The organism is Myxococcus sp. MISCRS1 (genome assembly GCF_026626605.1).
GTDB lineage: Bacteria > Myxococcota > Myxococcia > Myxococcales > Myxococcaceae > Myxococcus > Myxococcus fulvus.
In genome coordinates this window covers 10,726,729-10,745,580 of sequence record NZ_JAPNKB010000001.1, presented here as the reverse complement: position 1 = coordinate 10,745,580, position 18,852 = coordinate 10,726,729, and the positions used below count along the sequence as shown (strand labels likewise).

The window sequence follows — 18,852 nt, the reverse complement described above, 5'->3', positions numbered from 1 at the left end:
CGGGTGGGTCGACCCGCGAGGTATACAGGACGAAATCGCCGGTCTCGGCAAGCAACATCCCGGGAGCCGGACGTGGCTTTCAGACGCCCGGTCCACCAGTGGACGCGGCCTTCCTGCTCACCCCTGGCGAGGCTCGTGCCGTCGAAGTGGAGCCGTGACACGGTGACTTTCCACCGTGGGATGACCGGGCGGGCATGGGCCGCGAATTGAATCGCGTCCTGGCGGCAACGAGGGTTGCGCCTCCATGCGCACGGCGGCAACTTCCCCCTCCGCACCATCCCCCCTCAGGAGAGAGACGCATGCGTTTCCTGTCGATGCCCCTCATCGTCGCCGCCCTCCTCGTTGGTTGCAGTGACGATCCAGATCCCACGCCGACACCTGACTCGGGCACACCACAGCAGGACTCGGGCACGCCACAGCCTGACGCGGGCAATCCGCCGGAAGACGCGGGCACGCAGGAGCCTGACGCGGGCAATCCGCCGGAAGACGGGGGCACGCAGGAGCCCGACGCGGGCAATCCGCCGGAAGACGGGGGCACGCAGGAGCCCGACGCGGGGCCCCTGCCCAGCGGGCCTCCCGTTCCGCAGGGGCCGCCCAACGTGCCCGAGTTCCCTCCGGCCTTCCCCGGCCAGACGCGCGCTCCGGCGGTCCAGTCGCAGACGCAGTTCCAGGTCACCGAGGTGGCCTCCGGCATCCGGAATCCCTGGGGCCTCGCCTTCCTGCCCGACCAGCGCATGCTGGTGACGGAGAAGCCCACGGGGCGGCTCTTCATCGTCACCCAGCAGGGCGAGAAGTCGGCCGCCGTCACGGGCCTGCCCGCGGTGGATGGCCGGAACCAGGGAGGCCTGCTCGACGTGGAGGTCGGTCCCGACTACGCGGAGAGCCGGCTCATCTACTGGACCTATTCCGAGCCGCGGCAGGGCGGCAACGGGCTGGCGGTGGCGCGCGCGAAGCTGGTGGACGGCGCGCAGCCCGCGGTGGAGAACGTCCAGGTCATCTTCCGCATGATGCCCACGCTCGAGTCGACGCTGCACTCGGGTGGACGGCTGGTGTTCACGCCCGACGGCAAGCTGTTCGTCACGCTCGGCGAGCGCTCCATCCTCGACGGCCGCAAGCAGGCGCGGGACGTGAAGAGCCACTTCGGCAAGGTGGTCCGCATCAACCCGGATGGCTCCGTGCCGCAGGACAACCCCTACGTGAACACGCCGGAGGCGAAGCCGGAGATCTGGTCGGTGGGTCACCGCAACATCCTGTCGGCGGCGCTCGATGGGCAGAACCGCCTGTGGATCGTTGAGATGGGACCGCAGGGGGGCGACGAGCTGAACCGGCCCGAGGCGGGCAAGGACTACGGCTGGCCCACCATCGGGTACGGCGAGGAGTACTCGGGCGCGCCCATCCACGACAGCCCCGTGGGTGAAGGCATGGAGCAGCCGGTGTACTACTGGGACCCGGTGATTGCCCCCTCGGGGATGACCATCTACTCGGGGACGCTGTTCCCGGAGTGGCGCGACAACATCTTCGTGGGAGGGCTGGCGGCCCAGGCGCTGGTGCGGCTGATGGTTCGCAATGACCGCGTCATCGGCGAGGAGCACCTGCTCAAGAACCGCAACGAGCGCATCCGCGAGGTGGTGCAGGGCCCCGAGGGCGCGCTCTACCTGCTCACCGATGCGACCAACGGCAAGGTGCTCAAGCTCACGCCGCGCTGAGTCTTCATCATCCACGGCAGTCCCCGCGCTCCCCAGGCGAAGCAAGCCTCGGGGAGCGCGGTCGTTTTGATGGCGAGTGGACGTGTCGAGCGTCTCGCGGGGCCGTGCGTCACGGACGTGACGCAGGTGGCGCCCTCGATGCTCACGAGCCCGCAGAGGCGCGCCGAGTCGTTCATCGGCGCACAGGAGTGCGTTCAGGAGGCGTCGCCGCGCGGAGCACTCGCTTGTCGGGGGTGGCCCCCGAAGTCAGTGTGCCGCGCGATTCCCGTGAGGCGTCGACGGGCGAGGAGAAGTCCTCCGCGTGCTCGGCGTTCCACGATGCACCTCCACCCGTCACATCGAGGACTCGCCATGCGTTCGAGGTTGGGTCATGTCGTCCGCTGCATCCGCGCCGGGTCGAGCGCGGTGCTGTTGCTCCTGTCCAGCCTCGCGTCGGCGCAGCCTCCCGTGAGCGAGCCTCCTCCCCGCGCGGTCCTCTTCCAGGGCGTGCGCGTGTTCGACGGCAAGTCGAAGGGGCTGTCCGGGCCCGTCAACGTCCTGGTTCAGGGCAACAAGATCGCGCGCATCTCGAGCAGCCCCATCGCGCGCACGGGCGAGGTGCGAGTCATCGAGGGCAAGGGGCGCACGCTCATGCCTGGACTCATCGACGCGCACTACCACATGATGATGGCCTCGGTGCCGCTGACCGTGGCGCTGGCGGGGCCGGAGGGGTACCTCACGTTGGTGGCCGCGCGTGAGGCGAAGGCGACGCTGCTGCGAGGCTTCACCAGCGTGCGCGACATGGCCGGGCCGGTCTTCAGCATCAAGCGGGGCATCGATGACGGGCTCATCGAGGGCCCGCGCATCTGGCCCTCGGGCGCGATGATCTCGCAGACCAGCGGCCATGGGGACTACCGCCGGGCGGAGGCGCTCCCGCGGACGGCGATGTCCTCGCTGACGTTCGCGGAGCGCGTGGGTGGGGCGGCCATCGCGGACGGGCAGGACGAGGTCCTGCTCCGGGTCCGTGAGCAGCTGATGCTGGGGGCCTCGCAGATCAAGCTGGCGGCGGGGGGCGGTGTGTCCTCGGACCACGATCCGCTGGATGTGTCGCAATACACGGAAGCCGAGCTCCGGTCCGCCGTGGAGGCCGCGGAGAACTGGGGGACGTACGTGGCCGTGCATGCGTACACGCCGCGCGCCATCCAGACGGCCATCCGGGCGGGGGTGAAGGTCATCGACCACGGGCAGTTGATGGATGACGCCACCGCGAAGCTCATGGCGGAGAAGGGGGTCTGGCTGAGCCTGCAGCCGTTCCTCGACGACGAGGACGCGACGCCCTTTCCGGAGGGCTCGGACAATCGGGAGAAGCAGCTGGAGATGACGCAAGGCACGGACAAGGCCTATGCGTTGGCGAAGAAGTACAAGCTGAAGACGGCGTGGGGGACGGACTCGTTGTTCGACCCGAAGGTGGCGGCGAGGCAGGGCGCGCAGCTGGTGAAGATGACGCGGTGGTACACGCCGGCGGAGGCCCTGCGGATGGCCACGGGCACCAACGCGGAGCTGCTGGCGCTGTCGGGCAAGCGCAGCCCCTACAAGGGTCGACTCGGTGTCGTGGAGGAGGGGGCGCTCGCGGACCTGTTGCTGGTGGACGGCGACCCGGTGGCGAACTTCGAGTTGATCGCCAACCCCGAGAAGAACTTCCTGGTCATCATGAAGGACGGGAAGATCTACAAGGATTTGCTCGGCCCATGAGCTGTATAGAGGGCGACCATGACGACGTCCGATGCACCACGCTCGCCGCGAGTGAGCATCCGTCCCGCGACGCTGGCGGATGCCGCGACGCTGACGGAGCTCGGGGAGAGGACCTTCAGGGACACCTTCGCCGCCGAGAACACGCCGGAGAACGTGGAGGCGTTCCTGGCCTCGCACTACAGCCGTGCGCTCCAGGAGGAGGAGCTGCGGGAGCCTCGCAACCTGTACCTGCTCGCGGAGGTCGACGGAGTCCCCGCGGGCTTCGCGCTCCTTTGCGACGGCGCCCGTGAGCCGAGTGTGCGGGCCGAGCGCCCGGTGAACCTGTCGCGCCTCTATGTCGACCGCGCCTTCCTCGGTGCGAAGGTGGGCGCCGCGCTCATGCGCCGCTGCCTGGATGATGCGAGGAGGCGGGGGCACGACGTGTTGTGGCTCGGTGTGTGGGAACGCAATACGCGCGCGCGGGCCTTCTACGCGCGCTGGGGTTTCATCGAAGTGGGGGAGATGCGCTTCGTGCTCGGGACAGACCCGCAGCGCGACCTGGTGCTCGCCCTCTCGCTTTGAGCCGCGTCCGCAGGACCTCTCGCACGACTCGCCTCAGCGAGCGATGCAGGCGGTCGCCCTCGTGCAGGTGGCTGAGGATCTCGCGGCGCGTCAAGCGAGGGGCCGACGACGGCGTTTGCTGCCGGTCCCTGCCGAACGGCCGCGGGTCATCCATACCTCTGGAGTGGTATTCCGGCCCCTCCCGCCACCGACTACTTTCAGCAAATCAAGGAAGCGCGGGAAGCGCTCCGACTGGCGCCTGTGTATTGGCGCCTGACCGTGAATGGCAGTCGATGTCCACCCATGGTGGCGCGAGAGACTCGGTATCGTGTCGCGGGGGGCCCGGCGTTGTCATGTCGGTCGCGGCGGGACAGGATGAATGAGGTGTCCATGCCTGCCCATGCGGCGTTGGCCATGGGTTCACCGAGGGGGGCACATGCTGGATCCAGAATCTCTTCGTGTCGCGCATGAGCGGACCACGAGAGTCTTTCGGTATCTCCAGGCGCTGAACCGTCATCGAAACCCCGCTCCGCGCCAGCTTCGGGATCAACCGTGGAGCCTGAGCCTCGCGACGCTGCCCGCGCATCCCTCCATCCTGTTCGTGCGCGATGCGAGCGCCGCGAGTGAGGGGGCTGAAGGGACGGAGGGCTCCGACGCGGACCTCATCCTCCGGGTGCGCCGCCCGCGGCTGGTGCCTCCCCCAGCTCCGCCTCCTCCTCTCGCCGAGTGGCTGACCACGCCCTGGGATGACCCACTTGTGGAGCCCGGGACGGCGGCGTCTCGCGACGAAGTGGATGACCAGGGCGCCACGCGCAGGGTGTCGTTCGACGAGCGTCCCGAGCGCGTCGAGGCCCTTGCGAGCTGGATGCCCCGTCACGCGGCCTGGGCGAGTGAGGAGCGGCAGGCGCGCGCGGCGCTGAGGATCTTCGAGCAGCTCTATGAGCTTCATGGCCGACTCGAACGAGAGGGAGAGCGGCTCGAGTTGCTGGTCGCCGATGGCATCCTGAGCTGGCGCCAGACGACGGGTGGATTGTTCCATCCCGTGCTGCTCCAGCGCGTCCAGTTGCGGTTCAACTCCCGGGTCCCCGAGTTCACGGTCTCCGACAGCGGGCGTGGCGTCGACCTCTACTCGGAGCTGTTCAGCCACCTGGAGGAACTCGACGGGAGGATTCTGGCGAGGTGTCGCGAGGAGCTCCAGGCCGGCGGGGTGAAGCCCCTGGGCGGTGAGCAGACCTCGAGCTTCTTGCGACGTCTGCTCATCCAACTGTCCGCGCGCGGGGAGCTACTCGAGCATGGCCGGCCGAGCGAAGACGCCGACCCGCCGCGCATGGGGCGAGAGCCCGTGCTGTTGCTCCGCAGCCGCAGCCTCGGTTTCGCCAGAGCCCTCGAGGGCATCCTGGAATCCCTCGAGAAGCGCCCGGACCTGCCGTCCGCGCTGGCCCGGGTGGTGGGCTGTGACGTGCCGAGCCCGCGCGAGGAGGCGGGCTCCAAGGGAACCCGAGGCCACGCTGGCGAGGTCGTGGATGTCCTGCTGAGCAAACAAGCCAACGCGGAGCAGGAGGAGATTGCCAGCCGGCTTGCTCGGAACGGCTGTGTCCTCGTCCAGGGGCCTCCGGGGACAGGGAAGACCCACACCATCGCGAACCTGATTGGTCATCTGCTCGCCGAGGGCAAGAGCGTCCTGGTGACCAGCCATACCACCAAGGCGCTGCGGGTGCTTCGAGGCCAGGTGGTGCCGGAGCTCCAGCCGCTGTGTGTGAGCGTCCTCGACAACGACCTCGACAGCCGAGCCCAGCTCGAAGGCGCTGTCTCCGCGATGGCGGAGCGATTGTCCGTGAGCAATGGCACGCGGCTGGACAGGGAGGCGTCCTCCATCGCGGAGCATCGCGAGCGGCTGAAGGATGAGCTTCAGCAGGCCCGACAGGAGCTGCTCCAGGCACTCTCCGACGAGTATCGAGACGTGGTGGTGGCGGGGCAGAGCTGGTCTCCCTCGGAGGCGGCCCGACGGGTCGCGGCCGAGCCGACGCAGCACCTCTGGCTGCCGGGGCCGGTGATGCTCGGTGCCGCGCTTCCCCTATCGGAGGACGAGGTCCGGGAGCTGTATCGCGGCAACGCCGTTCTGACGCCTCAACACGAGACAGAGCTGGCGTGTCCACTCCCGAGGCTCGACGAGGTCATGTCCCCTGGGGAGCTTGGGGGATTGCTGGAGAAGCGGAAGTCGCTCCGGGTGGAGGCGGAGGGCGCTCTTCCCAATCTCTGGCAGGGGCCTGCCCGGGCGGAGGACACCGTGGACCTGACGGAGCTGGCCAGACGCTGCCTTCGCGCCTTCGACCCATTCGAGGACGGTCTGCCCTGGAAGCTCGCGGCGGTGTCAGCGGGTCTGGCGGGGGACCGGGAGGCGGCTCCCTGGCGGTCCCTCATCGACGCCATCTCCGACGTGCGTGCCATGGAGCTGGCGACCCGGGAGTCCTTGTTCCAGCATGCCCCTGTTCCAGCACAGGATCTGTCCATGGACGAGCAGCTCTCCGTGCTCGCGGAGCTCCAGCGGCACCTCGAGGCGGGAGGGACGCTGGGGGCGTTCACGCTGCTCACGCGCTCCTCGTGGAAGCGAGTGATTCGGGGCTGCCGGGTCGAGGCGGGAGCGCCTCGGGAGCTGGCCCACTTCGCGGCGCTCTCCGCGTGCCTCTCGCTCCGCAAGCAGCGGCAGGTGCTGGCGCGGCGCTGGGATGGTCAGATGGCCGCGTTGGGCGCGCCGCTTTCGTCCGAGCTGGGAGAAGCGCTGGAGGAGCGGCTGCTCGAGTTTCGCGATGAACTCGGCCGGTGCCTGGACTGGGCGGAGTCCGTCTGGCGTCCGTTGGACAAGGCGCTGAGCACGAGCGGGATGCGCTGGAAGGAGCGGTTGGACGCGGAGCCCATCAATCCAGCGCCCCATGGGATGTTCCAGCGGCGGCGCGACGCATTGGTACGAGGCATCGCGCCTGCCCTGCGTGCGCGGGCACGTGAAATCGAACGGGAACGGGTCCGCGAGAAGCTGCGACAGGCTCGGGCCCGGCTCGAGGCGTGGGGAGGAATCTCCGCGGGTTCCGTCATCGTCCGGAGCCTCGCGAAGGCGCTGGAAGCGCGGGATGGCGAACTCTACGCCCGCGCGTTCGTGGGGCTCACGGAGATCCTGGAGAAGCGGCGGGCACTCACGCGACGACAGGAACTGCTCACGAGGCTGAAGGCGGCCGCCCCGGGTTGGGCCTCCGCCATTCGCGAGCGTCGGGGCGTCCACGCGCGGGAGCGGCCCCCGGGAGCCCCCCAGGCCGCGTGGTGCTGGCGGCAGCTTCACGACGAGCTCGAGCGCCGCGGCGGCGTGCAACTGGCCAGCCTCCAGTCGCGCATCGAGGTGCTGTCGGAGGAGCTGCGCAAGTGCACCGCGAAGCTCATCGAGCGTCGTGCCTGGGCCTCCCAGGCCCATCGGACGACGTTGGGGCAACAGCAGGCGCTGGTGGGCTGGTTGGACATCCAGCGGCGCATCGGGAAGGGGACGGGAGTCCGGGCGCCTCGCTTGCGTGCGCAGGCGGCGCAGTTGATGAGCGAGTGTCAGCGAGCCGTGCCGGTGTGGATCATGCCGCTCACGCAGGTGGTGGAGAACTTCACGGCGGCGACCCGGTTCGATGTCGTCATCATCGACGAGGCGAGCCAGTGCGATGCGATGGGGCTCATCTCCCTGTACCTGGCGGACCGCGCGGTGGTCGTGGGAGACCACGAGCAGGTGAGCCCCTCTGCGGTGGGGCAGAACGTGGGCATGGTCGAGCAGCTCATCGCCGAGCACCTCGCCGGAATCCCCAACGCCGTGCTCTATGACGGGAAGATGTCGGTCTACGACCTCGCCCGGCAATCCTTCAGCGGCATGGTGTGCCTGCTGGAGCACTTCCGCTGCGTCCCGGACATCATCGAGTTCAGCAATCAGCTGTCCTACGAGGGGCGCATCAAGCCGCTTCGGGAGGCGGCGAGCGCCAAGGGACTTGCTCCCCTGAACATCCATCGGGTCGAGGGGCATGCCCAGGCGAAGGTCAACGAGCGGGAGGCCATCGCGGTGGCCTCCCTCATCGCCGCCGCCGTGGAGCACCCCGCCTATGCGGGGCGCACCTTCGGCGTCATCTCGCTCGTCGGAGAGGAACAGGCGTTGAAGGTGGATTCGTTGCTTCAGGCGCACCTGTCTCCGGCCGAGTACGAACGACGGCGCGTATTGTGCGGGAGCGCCGCCCAGTTCCAGGGGGACGAGCGGGACGTGATGTTCCTGTCCATGGTGGACAGCCCCGATGGGGACGGCCCCCTGAGTCGACGGGAGACGCAGGACTTCAAGCAGCGCTTCAACGTCGCGGTGAGCCGGGCCCGGGACCAGCTCTGGGTCGTGCACTCGCTCAATCCCTCCATCGACCTGCAGCCCGGGGATTTGAGGCGCAGGCTGTTGGAGCATTGCGCGCAGCCGCAGGGCGTCGAGCGGGCGCTCCTCCGCGCCGAGCCCAAGACGGAGTCTCCCTTCGAGAAGGAGGTGCTCGCGCTCCTGGTCCGCGCGGGCTATCGGGTGACGCCGCAGTGGCGCGTGGGACACTACCGCATCGACCTGGTGGTCGAGGGGGGAGGGCGCCGGCTGGCGGTGGAGTGTGATGGAGATCGCTACCATCCCCTCGAGAAGCTCCCGGATGACATGGCACGTCAGGCGCTGCTCGAGCGGCTCGGGTGGCGGTTCGTGAGGATTCGAGGCAGCGCGTTCTTCCGGGACCCCGAGGCCGCGATGCGACCGGTCTTCGCGAGGCTGAAGGAACTGGAGATTCCTCCAGAGGGAGCTCCACCGGAGGAGGCCGCTCCGGTCGAGGACGCCCTGCGCGCGGAGCTCGTGCGCCGCGCCGAGGCCATTGCACGGGAGTGGGAGGCCTCACCCGAGCGCTTCCGGGCTCCGAAAGAGGCGCGCGCCTCCCGTGTCGGACGCCCGCCTCGCGGTGGTGCGCCGATCAAGAAGAGGAGCGAGGCCACTCCAGAAGAAGAGGTGCCCGACCAGATTCCGACGCTCCTGCCGCTCGAGGTACCACTCCCCGCGGCGCAAGTCGTCACTCCCCGGCGGCCCAGGGTGGGGAGCTTGAGGGCGGTACCGCGAGAACAGGACAAGCCCCTCGCCGAGAAGGATCCGCTCCCCGCCGCTTTACGGCGCCTGCTGACGCCTCAAGACTTCCTGTGCCAGTCGTGTCGGGGAGAGCGACGGCTCTGGATCGGAGAGCGGGGGCCCTTCCTCAAGTGCGCGGCCCAGAAGTGCTTGAAGACGGAGAGCGTGAGGTTCGAAGTCCTGGTGCTCGCGCTGGAGCTGCGGGCGCGATGCTCGTGTGGTGCGTTCCTCCACGTCGCCCGAGGAGTGGGAGGCGCACCACGACTGGAATGCACCGGGGCGGGGTGCTCCAAGCGCTGGCCATGGCGGCAGTTCCGCGATCAACTTCGGGGCCGCAAGATGGATGAGCCCGCGCCAGTGCTACTTCCGCTTCGGCCCCTTCAAGTACTTGCTCAGCCGGACCTTGCCGAGCCCACGACCACCGAACAGATACCAGGTGATGGCCGCGCCAAAGAGCGCCGCGGCCAGGGCGATGCCTAGGGCCCCGAGCACCGGGATGTTCCCGTACATCCACGGCTTGGGCGCGAAGGAGATGAACGCCCCCACGATGAGGCCGCAGGCGCACAACCCCATGAACATGATGACCGACGCGCTGCGCAGGTTCTCGTTCAGCTTCTCGAACTGGTCCGCCCGCACCGTCACCGTGAACTTGCCCGACTCCATGTCCAACAAGATCTGCGACAGCTGCGTGGGCAGGTCCGCCGCCATCGACTGGATGCGCAGCAGCGTGCGCATCAGCCCGCCCTGCAGCTGCATCGGGTCATACCGCCCCGCGAGCAGCTCCTTCGCGTACGGCAGCACCACCTCGACGATGTTCATCTCCGGGTACAGGCTGCGCAGCATGCCCTCCGTGGACACCGACGCGCGGCTGAGCAGCGCGTACTCCTTCGGGATCCGGATGCGGTACTTCACCGCCAGATCCAGCAAGTCCCTCAGCAGCGAGCGCGTGTCCACCTGACCCAGCGTCGTGGGCAGGTGCTGCCCCAGGATGCTCTCGATGTCGTTGCGGAAGCCCACCAGGTTCGCCCGCGCGTCCGGCACGCCCACCCGGTAGAGGATGCGCGCCACCGAGTCGCTGTCCTTCAGCGCCACCGCCAGGCACAGCATCACCAGCGTCTCCTGCATCGGCCGCGTCAGCCGTCCCACCACGCCGAAGTCCAGCAGCGCCAGCCTGTTGCCCTCCAGCAGCAACACGTTCCCCGGATGCGGGTCGCCGTGGAAGAGCCCGTCGTCGAAGAGCTGCCGGAAGCTCGCCTCCAGGATGTGGTTGGCGATGGTCTTCCGGTCCTCGTCCGACAGCTCCGCCTGGCTGATCTTCACCCCCCGGATGAACTCCAGCGTCAGCACCGTCCGGCTCGACAGCGCCGCGTAGACGCGCGGAATCTTCATGTACGCGCGCTCCCGGTGGTTCTCCAGGAACGCGCGGACGTTGGCGGCCTCGTTGATGAAGTCGAGCTCCTCGTGGATGGCCCGGTCGAACTCGTCGACGATGCCCGTGGGCGTGTAGATGCCCGTCTCCTCCACCACGGCCTCCAAGAGGCGCGCCAGGTTGCGCAGCACCACCAGGTCCGAGTCGATGCTCGCGGCGATGCCCGGCCGCTGCACCTTCACCACCACCTCGTCGCCCTCCAGCGTCACCGCCCGGTGCACCTGGGCGATCGACGCCGCCGCCAGCGGCGCCTCGTCGATGTGCTTGAACAGCTCGCGCGCATCCTTGCCCAGCGACTCGCGAATCTGCGCGTGCACCTGCTCGAGTGGAATCGGCTCCACGTTGTCCTGCAGCAGCGCCAGCTCGTCCACGAACTCCGCGGGCAACAGGTCCGCCCGCGTGGAGAGCACCTGGCCCAGCTTCACGAAGGTGGGGCCCAGGTCGTTGAGCAGCATCCGGAAGCGCCGGGCCGTGGAGGCTCGCTGGGCCTCCGGCGAGACCTCGACCTTCTCCTGCCGCCCGAGGATGCGCCACAGCCCCGCGCGCTCCAGCACCTCGCCGAAGCCATGCCGGGCCGCGATGACCGTAATCTGCCGCACACGGTTCAGGTCCTGGAGGTTCACGGAAACGCTTTCTCCTCGCGACGACGTTAGACCGCGACCGCCGGCTTCGCCACGAAGCGCAGGAGGACATACCCCACCAGCGCCGACAGCAGCGAGCCCACCACGATGCCCAGCTTCGCTTCGTTCAGCACCGCGGGCTGGTCCCCGAAGGCCAGCCCCGCCACGAACAGCGCCACCGTGAAGCCGATGCCCGCCACCACCGCCACCCCGTGCAGCTGCGCGAGGCTCCCGCCGCCCGGCATCGACGACACGCCCAGCCGCACAGCCCCCCACGTGAAGGCGAGGATGCCCACCTGCTTGCCCACGAAGAGGCCGACGATGATGCCCAGCGGCACGGGCGACAGCAGGTCTCCCCAGCCCAGGCCCGCCAGCGGGATGCCCGAGTTCGCCAGCGCGAACAGGGGGACGATTCCGTACGCCACCCAGCCCTTCCACAGGTGCTCGAAGCGGTTGAGCGGCGGCTCGAGCTCCTCCAGGCGCTCCTCGATGTAGAGCAGCTGCGCGCCCCGCATGGACTCGTCCTCGGCGCGCCCGGTGCAGTCCCGGATGTAGACGGACAGGTCGTCGAGCACCTCGCGCCCGGGCCTCGTGGGCCGCGAGGGGATGCACAGCCCTATCACCACGCCCGCCAGCGTCGCGTGGATGCCGCCGTGGTGCATCGTGAACCAGAGCGCCGCGCCGGCCAGCAGCCAGGGGATGCCATTGCGGACATAGAAGCGGTTGAGCGCGACCAGCACCGCCACCACCGCGCCCGCGGCCAGGAGCCAGCCCCCGTGCACGCCCGTGCCGTAGAACAGCGCGATGACCAGGATGCCGCCGATGTCATCGAAGATGGCGAGCGCCGTGAGGAACACCACCAGCCCGTGGCTCACGCGTGAGCCGACGAGCGACAGACAGCCGATGGAGAACGCGATGTCGGTGGCCATGGGGATGGCCCAGCCCGCCTGCGCGGGCGAGCCCGCGTTGATGACGGCGTAGAGCATGCCTGGCACCACCATGCCGCCCAGGGCCGCGATGAGCGGGAGCACGGCTTTGGCCGGCGTGCGCAGCTCTCCGGCGCTCAGCTCGCGCTTGACCTCCATGCCGACGAGGAAGAAGAACAGCGTCATCAGCCCGTCGTTGATGAGCTGGCGGACGGTGAAGGTCGCGTGGGTGCTCGCCACCCCGAAGGATAGCCGGGCGTCGAAGAGCTGCTCATAGGACGTGGCCCATGGGGAGTTGGCCCAGGCCATGGCGAGGACGGCAGAGAGGGCCAGGAGGATTCCGCTGCTCGTCTGGAGCTGGAAGAAGGCGCGGAGGGGAGCGATCGCCACCCGGAAGAGCGCGGGCACGGGCGTCGGGCTGCGTGTCCTGGGGGCGGTCGAGGGGGGAGGCGACTCCATGGCGGCGCGGAAGATGCACTCGCCCCTGGATGGCCGCATCCGTTTTCGCGACGGCGCGAGCGGAAATGTCGGTGGTGGATGATAGGGAAACCGGGCGGGTAGGGTCAGCGGTTCGTTGATCCAGGGGTGGGGGCATGAGAGAAGGGCGGGGATGGCCGTGACGCAGCAGATGAAGGCAGCCAAGGCAGCAGCGGTGGAGCTTCCCGTGGACCCGACGCAGGACGTCGCGCCGGACGGGGAGAAGGCGAGCGAAGGCTCGGGCGCGAGGGAGATCGCGTCCCTGACGCCGATGATGCGCCAGTACCTCGAGGTGAAGGCGCTGCACCCGGACACGGTGCTCTTCTTCCGGCTCGGGGACTTCTACGAGATGTTCTTCGAGGACGCGGTGAAGGCCTCGGAGATCCTCCAGATCACGCTCACCGCCAGGGCCAAGGGCGCCGACAAGGTGCCCATGTGCGGCATCCCGTACCACTCGTCGCGCCGGTACATCGCGCGCCTCATCGGCGAGGGCCTGAAGGTCGCCATCTGCGAGCAGGTGGAGGAGGCCGGCAGCGGGCCCGGCATCGTCCGGCGCGAGGTCACGCGGGTCATCACCCCGGGCATGGTGCTGGACGAGGAGGTGCTCGAGCCTCGCGACAGCAACTTCCTGGCCGCGGTGTACTGGAACGAGAAGGGCTTTGGTGGGGCGCTGTTGGAGGCGTCCACCGGCGAGTTCCTCGCGATGGAGGCGGGCTCGGCGGCGGAGCTGGCGGAGTCGCTGTCTCGCGTGGAGCCCCGGGAGCTGTTGGTTCCGGCGGGGCAGCGCAACTCGGCGGAGGTGGCGCAGCTGTGCTCGCGGCTGCCTCGCGTGCCGGCGGTGGCGGAAGGGGAGGTCGCGGCCTTCGAGCCGGCTCGGGCGGCGGGCTATCTGCGCTCGCACTTCGCGGTGCAGTCGCTGTCGGCGTTCGGGTTGGATGACGCGCCGCTGGCCACGGGGGCTGCGGGCGCGGCGCTGCGGTATCTGAAGGACACGCAGAAGACGCCCGCGGCGCACGTGGACCGGCTGAGCCGGCAGGAGCGCTCGGGCAGCCTGCTGATGGACGAGTCCTCTCGCGCGAACCTGGAGGTGCTGCGCTCGCAGCGGGACGGTGGGCGCAAGGGTTCGCTCTTGGGGGTGCTGGACCGGACGGTGACGAGCCTGGGGGCGCGGAAGCTGGCGCGCTGGCTGGCCTCGCCGCTGGGGTCGCTCCCGGAGATCCACGCGCGGCTGGACGCGGTGGAGGAGCTGTCCGCGAAGAGCGTGTGGCGTGAGGAGCTGACGGGCATCCTCAAGGAGGTGGCGGACCTGGAGCGGCTGACGGGCCGGCTGTCCCTGGGCGCGGGCAACGCGCGGGACCTGCGGGCGCTCGGGGTCTCGCTGGCGCAGCTGCCCCGGTTGGGCGCGGCGCTGGCGCGGTGTCAGGCGTCGTTGCTCCAGTCGCTCGCGGGGCCGCTGACGGCGTTGCCGGAGCTGGCGGACCTGCTGGCGCGCTCGGTGGTGGACGAGCCTCCCGTGGCGCTGAAGGAGGGTGGCTTCATCCGGCAGGGGTACCACGCGGAGCTGGACCGGCTGGTGGAGCTGTCGACGTCCGGCAAGGACGTGCTGCTGAAGATCGAGGCGCGGGAGAAGGAGCGCACGGGCATCGGCTCGCTGAAGATCCGCTACAACAAGGTCTTCGGGTACTACCTGGAGGTGACGAAGTCGAACCTGCACCTGGTGCCGGCGGACTACATCCGCAAGCAGACCACGGTGGGGGCGGAGCGGTTCGTCACGCCGGAGCTGAAGGAGCACGAGGAGCAGGTGCTGACGGCGGAGGAGCGCCGGTGCGCGCTGGAGCTGCAGCTCTTCGAGGAGCTGCGGGCGAAGGTGGCGCAGGCGGCCCCGCGCATCCGCTCCGCGGCGGAGGCGGTGGCCACGGCGGACGCGCTGCTGTCCTTCGCGCGGTGCGCGTCGGAGTACGGCTACACGCGGCCGGAGGTGGACGCGTCGGAGGTGCTGAGCATCACGGCGGGACGGCACCCGGTGGTGGAGCGGATGCTGGGGGCGGGGGAGTCCTTCGTTCCCAACGACGTTCGGATGGACCCGGAGGACGCGCAGCTGTTGGTCATCACCGGCCCGAACATGGCGGGCAAGAGCACGGTGATGCGGCAGGTGGCGCTGACGGCGCTGATGGCGCAGGCGGGCTCGTTCGTTCCGGCGAAGGCGGCGCGGATCGGCCTGTGTGACCGCATCTTCACGCGCGTGGGCGCGGCGGACAACCTGGCCCGCGGTCAGTCCACGTTCATGGTGGAGATGACGGAGACCAGTCACATCCTCCACCATGCGACGAACAAGAGCCTCATCATCCTGGATGAGATTGGCCGTGGGACGTCGACGTTCGATGGTCTGTCCATCGCGTGGGCGGTGGCGGAGCACCTGCACGACCACGTGAGCGCGCGCACGCTGTTCGCCACGCACTACCACGAGCTGGTGGACCTGGCCCGTGAGCGGTCCAAGGTGAAGAACCTGTGCATCGCCGTGAAGGAGCAGGGCGGCAAGGTCATCTTCCTGCGGAAGCTGATTCCGGGAGGGGCGAGTCGCTCCTACGGCATCGAGGTGGCGAAGCTGGCGGGCCTGCCGACGGAGGTGGTGGGTCGGGCGCGCGAGCTGCTCCAGAACCTGGAGTCCGGGGAGCTGGACGACGCGGGACGGCCTCGGGTCGCGGTGCGGCAGAACCCGAAGAAGGCGGCCGTGGCGGCGGGACAGCTGGGCTTGTTTGGCGAGCCGGTGGCCCCAGCGGCTCCCGCGCTGCCCGCGTCGCACCAGAAGGCGCTGGAGGCGCTCAAGTCAGCGGCCATCAACCACCTGACGCCGCTGGACGCACTCAACCTGCTGGCGAAGCTCCAGCGCGAGCTGGAGTAGGCGCGGGCCGGGAGGGGTTCGCGGACCTGCCTCCCGGCGCCACGGCCAGCGCGGCTACTTCTTCTTGGCGACGCTCAGGGGGACGGAGACCTGGGTGTTCTCCCAGGCGAAGTTGAGCGCGGGGGCCTTCTCATCGACAGTGATGGTGAGGGCCTCGTAGGTGTCGGCGGACTTCTTCGTGGGCACGTCCACGCGCAGCACGTCCTTCGACTTGTCGTACTTGTACGCGCCCCACTGGCCCACGTCCTTGCTGACGATGAGGGTCCACTTGTCGGCCTGGGGAATGGTGAAGAGCGAGTACGTGCCGGCGGCGAGCTTCTTGCCGGCGAACTCGATGTCACCCGTGGTGGTCAGCTCCGTGGCCTGGTTCGCGCCCAGACGCCACACCTCGCCATAGGGGACGAGCTTGCCGAAGATCTGCCGCTTCTCGCCCGTCTTGGGGTCCTGGATGCGGGGCGAGTGGTACGTCACCTTCACGTAGGTGTTGTCGTCCAGCTTCTTCGCCGTCATGGCGAGGGGGCTCGCAGGAGCCTTCTCGGGAGGAATCGACTTCTGGGCCGCAGCGGGGGAGGCCGCGAGGATGAAGAGCGCGGCGAGGGCGGGGATGCTCAGGTGCCACGAGAGTCGATGGTTTGTCATGGGGGTGCCCATATTACACGCCGCGTGGCGGCACAGCACTGTTCGCCGTAACCGTCCGGCGAGCGACGTGCTGGGAGGCATTGCCGGGGTAGCAGTCGTGGTGGACCCTGGTTGGAATGTCGAAGCTGGTTGAGAAGCAGGAGTGGTTTCAGGTCGCCGAGGCCTTCGAGGCGAGCGGCCTGACGCAGAAGGAGTTCTCCGCACAGCGAGGGTTGAGGCTGAGCACGCCGCAGTCGTGGGTGTACCGGCGCCGCCGCCAGTGCCCTCAGAAGGCCCCTGCGGTGCGGTTGCTGCCGGTGGAGGTCTCGGCCATCGCACCGCCGAGTCCCGCGCTGCTCAAGGTGGTGCTGGCCAACGGAGCCAGGCTGCGGTTCCCCGCGGGCGCCGACGTCGACTACGTGGCTCGGCTCGTCACCTCGCTGGGCAGGTGAGGCGTGTTCACGCTACCTGCGTCGGTGCGCGTGGTGCTGGCCACCGAGGCGGTGGACATGCGCAAATCGATTGATGGTCTCATGGCGCTGGTGAAATCGGCGTGGAGCGAGGACGTCTACTCCGGCCACCTCTTCGCCTTCCTCTTGAGGAGAGGCGACCGCATCAAGGTGCTGACGTGGAGCCGGGGAGGCTTCGTGCTGCTGTACAAGCGGCTGGAGACGGGCCGCTTCCGACTGCCCAAGGTGGACGCGCACGCAAGCACGGTGCAGTTGGACGCGACGCAGTTGGCGATGCTGCTGGACGGCATGGACGTCACGGAAGTCAAACGCTCGCCCGCCTGGACGCCACCCGGGCGCACGTCCTCGTAGGCCGAGGACAGCCCGAGGCGCGGCAAGGTGTTGGCACCAGGTGCCACGCGAGCTCCCCCAAGACCACCACTGCGCCTGGAGAGAAGAGGCCGAAGAGTTCAAGGCCGAGGTGAGCCGGATTGGCGGAGAGCTGGACTCGCTGCGAGGGCGGATGGCGGCGATGGAGCGGCGACTCTTTGGTAGGAAGACGGAAAAGCTGCCTCCGGTGGCCAAGGAGCTCAAGCCGTCGTCCACCCGTCCGGAGGACGAGGCACTCCGGGCTGCGAGCGCGCTGCAGGCTCGACGCGAGCGCGCGGCACGCAAGGCCGCCGGGGCGGTGGAGCGCGAAGTCCGGCACGAGGTGCCTGTGGAAGAGCGGCGCTGCCCGGCGTGCGGCAGCGAGGCCCTCAAGCCAAGGTGGTGGACAAGGGCGAGTATGGGCCGGGTCTCCTGGCCCACGTCGTCGTCTCCAAGTGCGCGGACGCCATGCCTCTGCACCGGCTGGCCCAGCGGATGGAGCGAGGCGGAGTCCCCATGAGCCGCAGCACGCTGACGGACCTCTTCCACCAGTCGGCCGAGGTGCTGCTGCCCTTGTCCTCGCACCTGTTGCAGTGCATCGCCTCGGCGGAGGTGGTGTGGGCCGACGAGACGCCGCTGCGCGTGCTGGACGTGAAGAAGACGCGCCGGGGCTACCTCTGGACGTTTCTCACCCAGACGCCCCAGGGCGCGTGGCTCATCGGCTACCGCTTCAGCCTGGGCCGCGCGGGCAAGACGCCCAAGGACGTGCTGGGCGGTACCACGGGCGCGCTCGTGGTGGATGGGTTCACCGGCTACAACGCGGTGACGCTGCCGGAGGGCCGCACGCGCGTCGGCTGCTGGGCCCACCTGCGTCGGCGCTTCTTCGAGGCGCTGACCACCGCGCCCGAGGCCCGGGAGGCGATGGACCTCATCCTCGAGCTCTACCGCGTGGAAGCGCAGGCGCGGGACTCGGGCCTCGTGGGCACTGCGGCGCACCGTGCGCTGCGCCAGGAGTCCAGTGCGCCTGTTCTCGCGCGACTCTGGACGTGGCTCGCGGTCCAGACGCCGCGCCACCCGCCGAAGAGTCCCATGGGGCAGGCCCTCTCCTACGCGACGAAGCAATGGGAAGCGCTGATACGCTTCGTCGAGGACGCACGACTGCCTTTGGACAACCGCTCGGAGGCGGCGTTGAGAAAGGCCGCCCTGGGCCGGAAGAATTTCCTCTTCGTCGGGCATGAGGCCGCAGGTGAAAACCTCGCGGGCCTCTACGCCCTGGTGGCGACCTGCGAGGCCAACGGCGTCAACCACGAGGCTTACCTAGCCGACGTCCTACTCCGCGTCCAGACACACCCCAACTCGCGCATCGCGGAGCTGCTTCCGCACGAGTGGAAGCGCCGGCAGACCACCGGTCCGCCCGAGCAACATCTCCAACCCTCGCTCTGAACACCCCGACGGCGGCGTCCGCCGGGCACGGACCTCGTCCATCTTCAACCGCTCACACCACGTCACTGGCCGGACGGTTACTGGGAGGCTGCACTACTTGCTCGACGCTACCGGGTGGACCTGAGAGCCCGAGCCCGGCACTCCGAACGATGGAGCCGCGTCACGCGCACCTGGACGCCAGCAGGCTCCGTCCGTCTCGGCCCCGCTCCGAACGTCATCCTGCCGTGCAGGAGATGAAGCGCATCGGCCGAACCTTCTCACGCGAGATCTACATTGACGCTCACCGCATCATCCTACGCATCGCACGCAAAGGAGTCGAGTCCAGCCAAAGGCTGGGGCGTCACCGCTGGGTGGTGGAGCGCCCCTGTCCTGGCTGCACCATCTCAGGCGACCGCGAATCCGAGGGGAGCGCCGGACTGACCTTCACCTAGCGCTCTTGCAGATCGGCTGCTGCGGCGTGCTCCAGCGCAGACACCCTCGTAGGTTATGAAAG

Annotated in this window: 10 protein-coding genes and 2 pseudogenes; 9 read left to right on the top strand and 3 right to left on the bottom strand. The window is 69.0% G+C overall.

Annotated features, from left to right (window positions below):
* Positions 1-299 precede the first annotated feature (299 nt).
* From OWM54_RS42675 to OWM54_RS42660, 4 genes are all read left to right on the top strand, one after another.
* A complete protein-coding gene (locus tag OWM54_RS42675) occupies positions 300-1,706 on the top strand; it encodes a PQQ-dependent sugar dehydrogenase (protein ID WP_267701052.1) in 1,407 nt (468 codons plus the stop codon).
* Between the two features lie 351 nt (positions 1,707-2,057).
* Positions 2,058-3,437: a metal-dependent hydrolase family protein gene (locus tag OWM54_RS42670; RefSeq protein WP_267701051.1), complete on the top strand. Its 1,380-nt coding sequence runs from the start codon at positions 2,058-2,060 to the stop codon at positions 3,435-3,437.
* 18 nt (positions 3,438-3,455) lie between these two features.
* Positions 3,456-3,998: a GNAT family N-acetyltransferase gene (locus OWM54_RS42665; RefSeq protein ID WP_267701050.1), complete on the top strand. Its 543-nt coding sequence runs from the start codon at positions 3,456-3,458 to the stop codon at positions 3,996-3,998.
* A 415-nt stretch (positions 3,999-4,413) separates the two neighbouring features.
* A complete protein-coding gene (locus OWM54_RS42660; RefSeq protein ID WP_267701049.1) occupies positions 4,414-9,606 on the top strand; it encodes an AAA domain-containing protein in 5,193 nt (1,730 codons plus the stop codon).
* Here the strand turns inward: OWM54_RS42660 and OWM54_RS42655 are convergent.
* A complete protein-coding gene (locus OWM54_RS42655) occupies positions 9,487-11,178 on the bottom strand; it encodes an ABC1 kinase family protein (protein WP_141324077.1) in 1,692 nt (563 codons plus the stop codon). The two genes, OWM54_RS42660 and OWM54_RS42655, sit on opposite strands and share 120 nt — an antisense overlap.
* Before the next feature lie 26 nt (positions 11,179-11,204).
* The gene (nhaA, locus tag OWM54_RS42650; protein ID WP_267701222.1) at positions 11,205-12,560 is read right to left on the bottom strand and encodes a Na+/H+ antiporter NhaA; all 1,356 of its coding nucleotides are present in this window, start codon (positions 12,558-12,560) and stop codon (positions 11,205-11,207) included.
* Positions 12,561-12,711: 151 nt separating this feature from the next.
* On the opposite strand from nhaA, the gene mutS reads away from it, so the two are divergent.
* On the top strand, positions 12,712-15,480 hold the full coding sequence (gene mutS, locus OWM54_RS42645; protein ID WP_267701048.1) for a DNA mismatch repair protein MutS: 2,769 nt from the start codon (positions 12,712-12,714) through the stop codon (positions 15,478-15,480).
* 54 nt (positions 15,481-15,534) lie between these two features.
* Here mutS and OWM54_RS42640 read toward each other — a convergent pair whose 3' ends face one another.
* A complete protein-coding gene (locus OWM54_RS42640) occupies positions 15,535-16,119 on the bottom strand; it encodes a DUF2911 domain-containing protein (RefSeq protein ID WP_267701047.1) in 585 nt (194 codons plus the stop codon).
* A 116-nt stretch (positions 16,120-16,235) separates the two neighbouring features.
* Between OWM54_RS42640 and tnpA the strand changes: the two genes are divergently transcribed.
* From tnpA to OWM54_RS42620, 4 genes and pseudogenes are all read left to right on the top strand, one after another.
* Positions 16,236-16,550: an IS66 family insertion sequence element accessory protein TnpA gene (tnpA, locus tag OWM54_RS42635; protein ID WP_267701046.1), complete on the top strand. Its 315-nt coding sequence runs from the start codon at positions 16,236-16,238 to the stop codon at positions 16,548-16,550.
* A gap of 3 nt (positions 16,551-16,553) precedes the next feature.
* Positions 16,554-16,919 (top strand): IS66 family insertion sequence element accessory protein TnpB, encoded by a 366-nt coding sequence (gene tnpB, locus OWM54_RS42630; protein WP_267701045.1) that lies wholly within the window; start codon positions 16,554-16,556, stop codon positions 16,917-16,919.
* A gap of 40 nt (positions 16,920-16,959) precedes the next feature.
* Positions 16,960-18,359, top strand: a pseudogene (gene tnpC / locus OWM54_RS42625) (IS66 family transposase).
* Between the two features lie 287 nt (positions 18,360-18,646).
* Positions 18,647-18,849: pseudogene (locus OWM54_RS42620) on the top strand (IS5/IS1182 family transposase); the annotation flags it as partial.
* Positions 18,850-18,852: the final 3 nt, after the last annotated feature.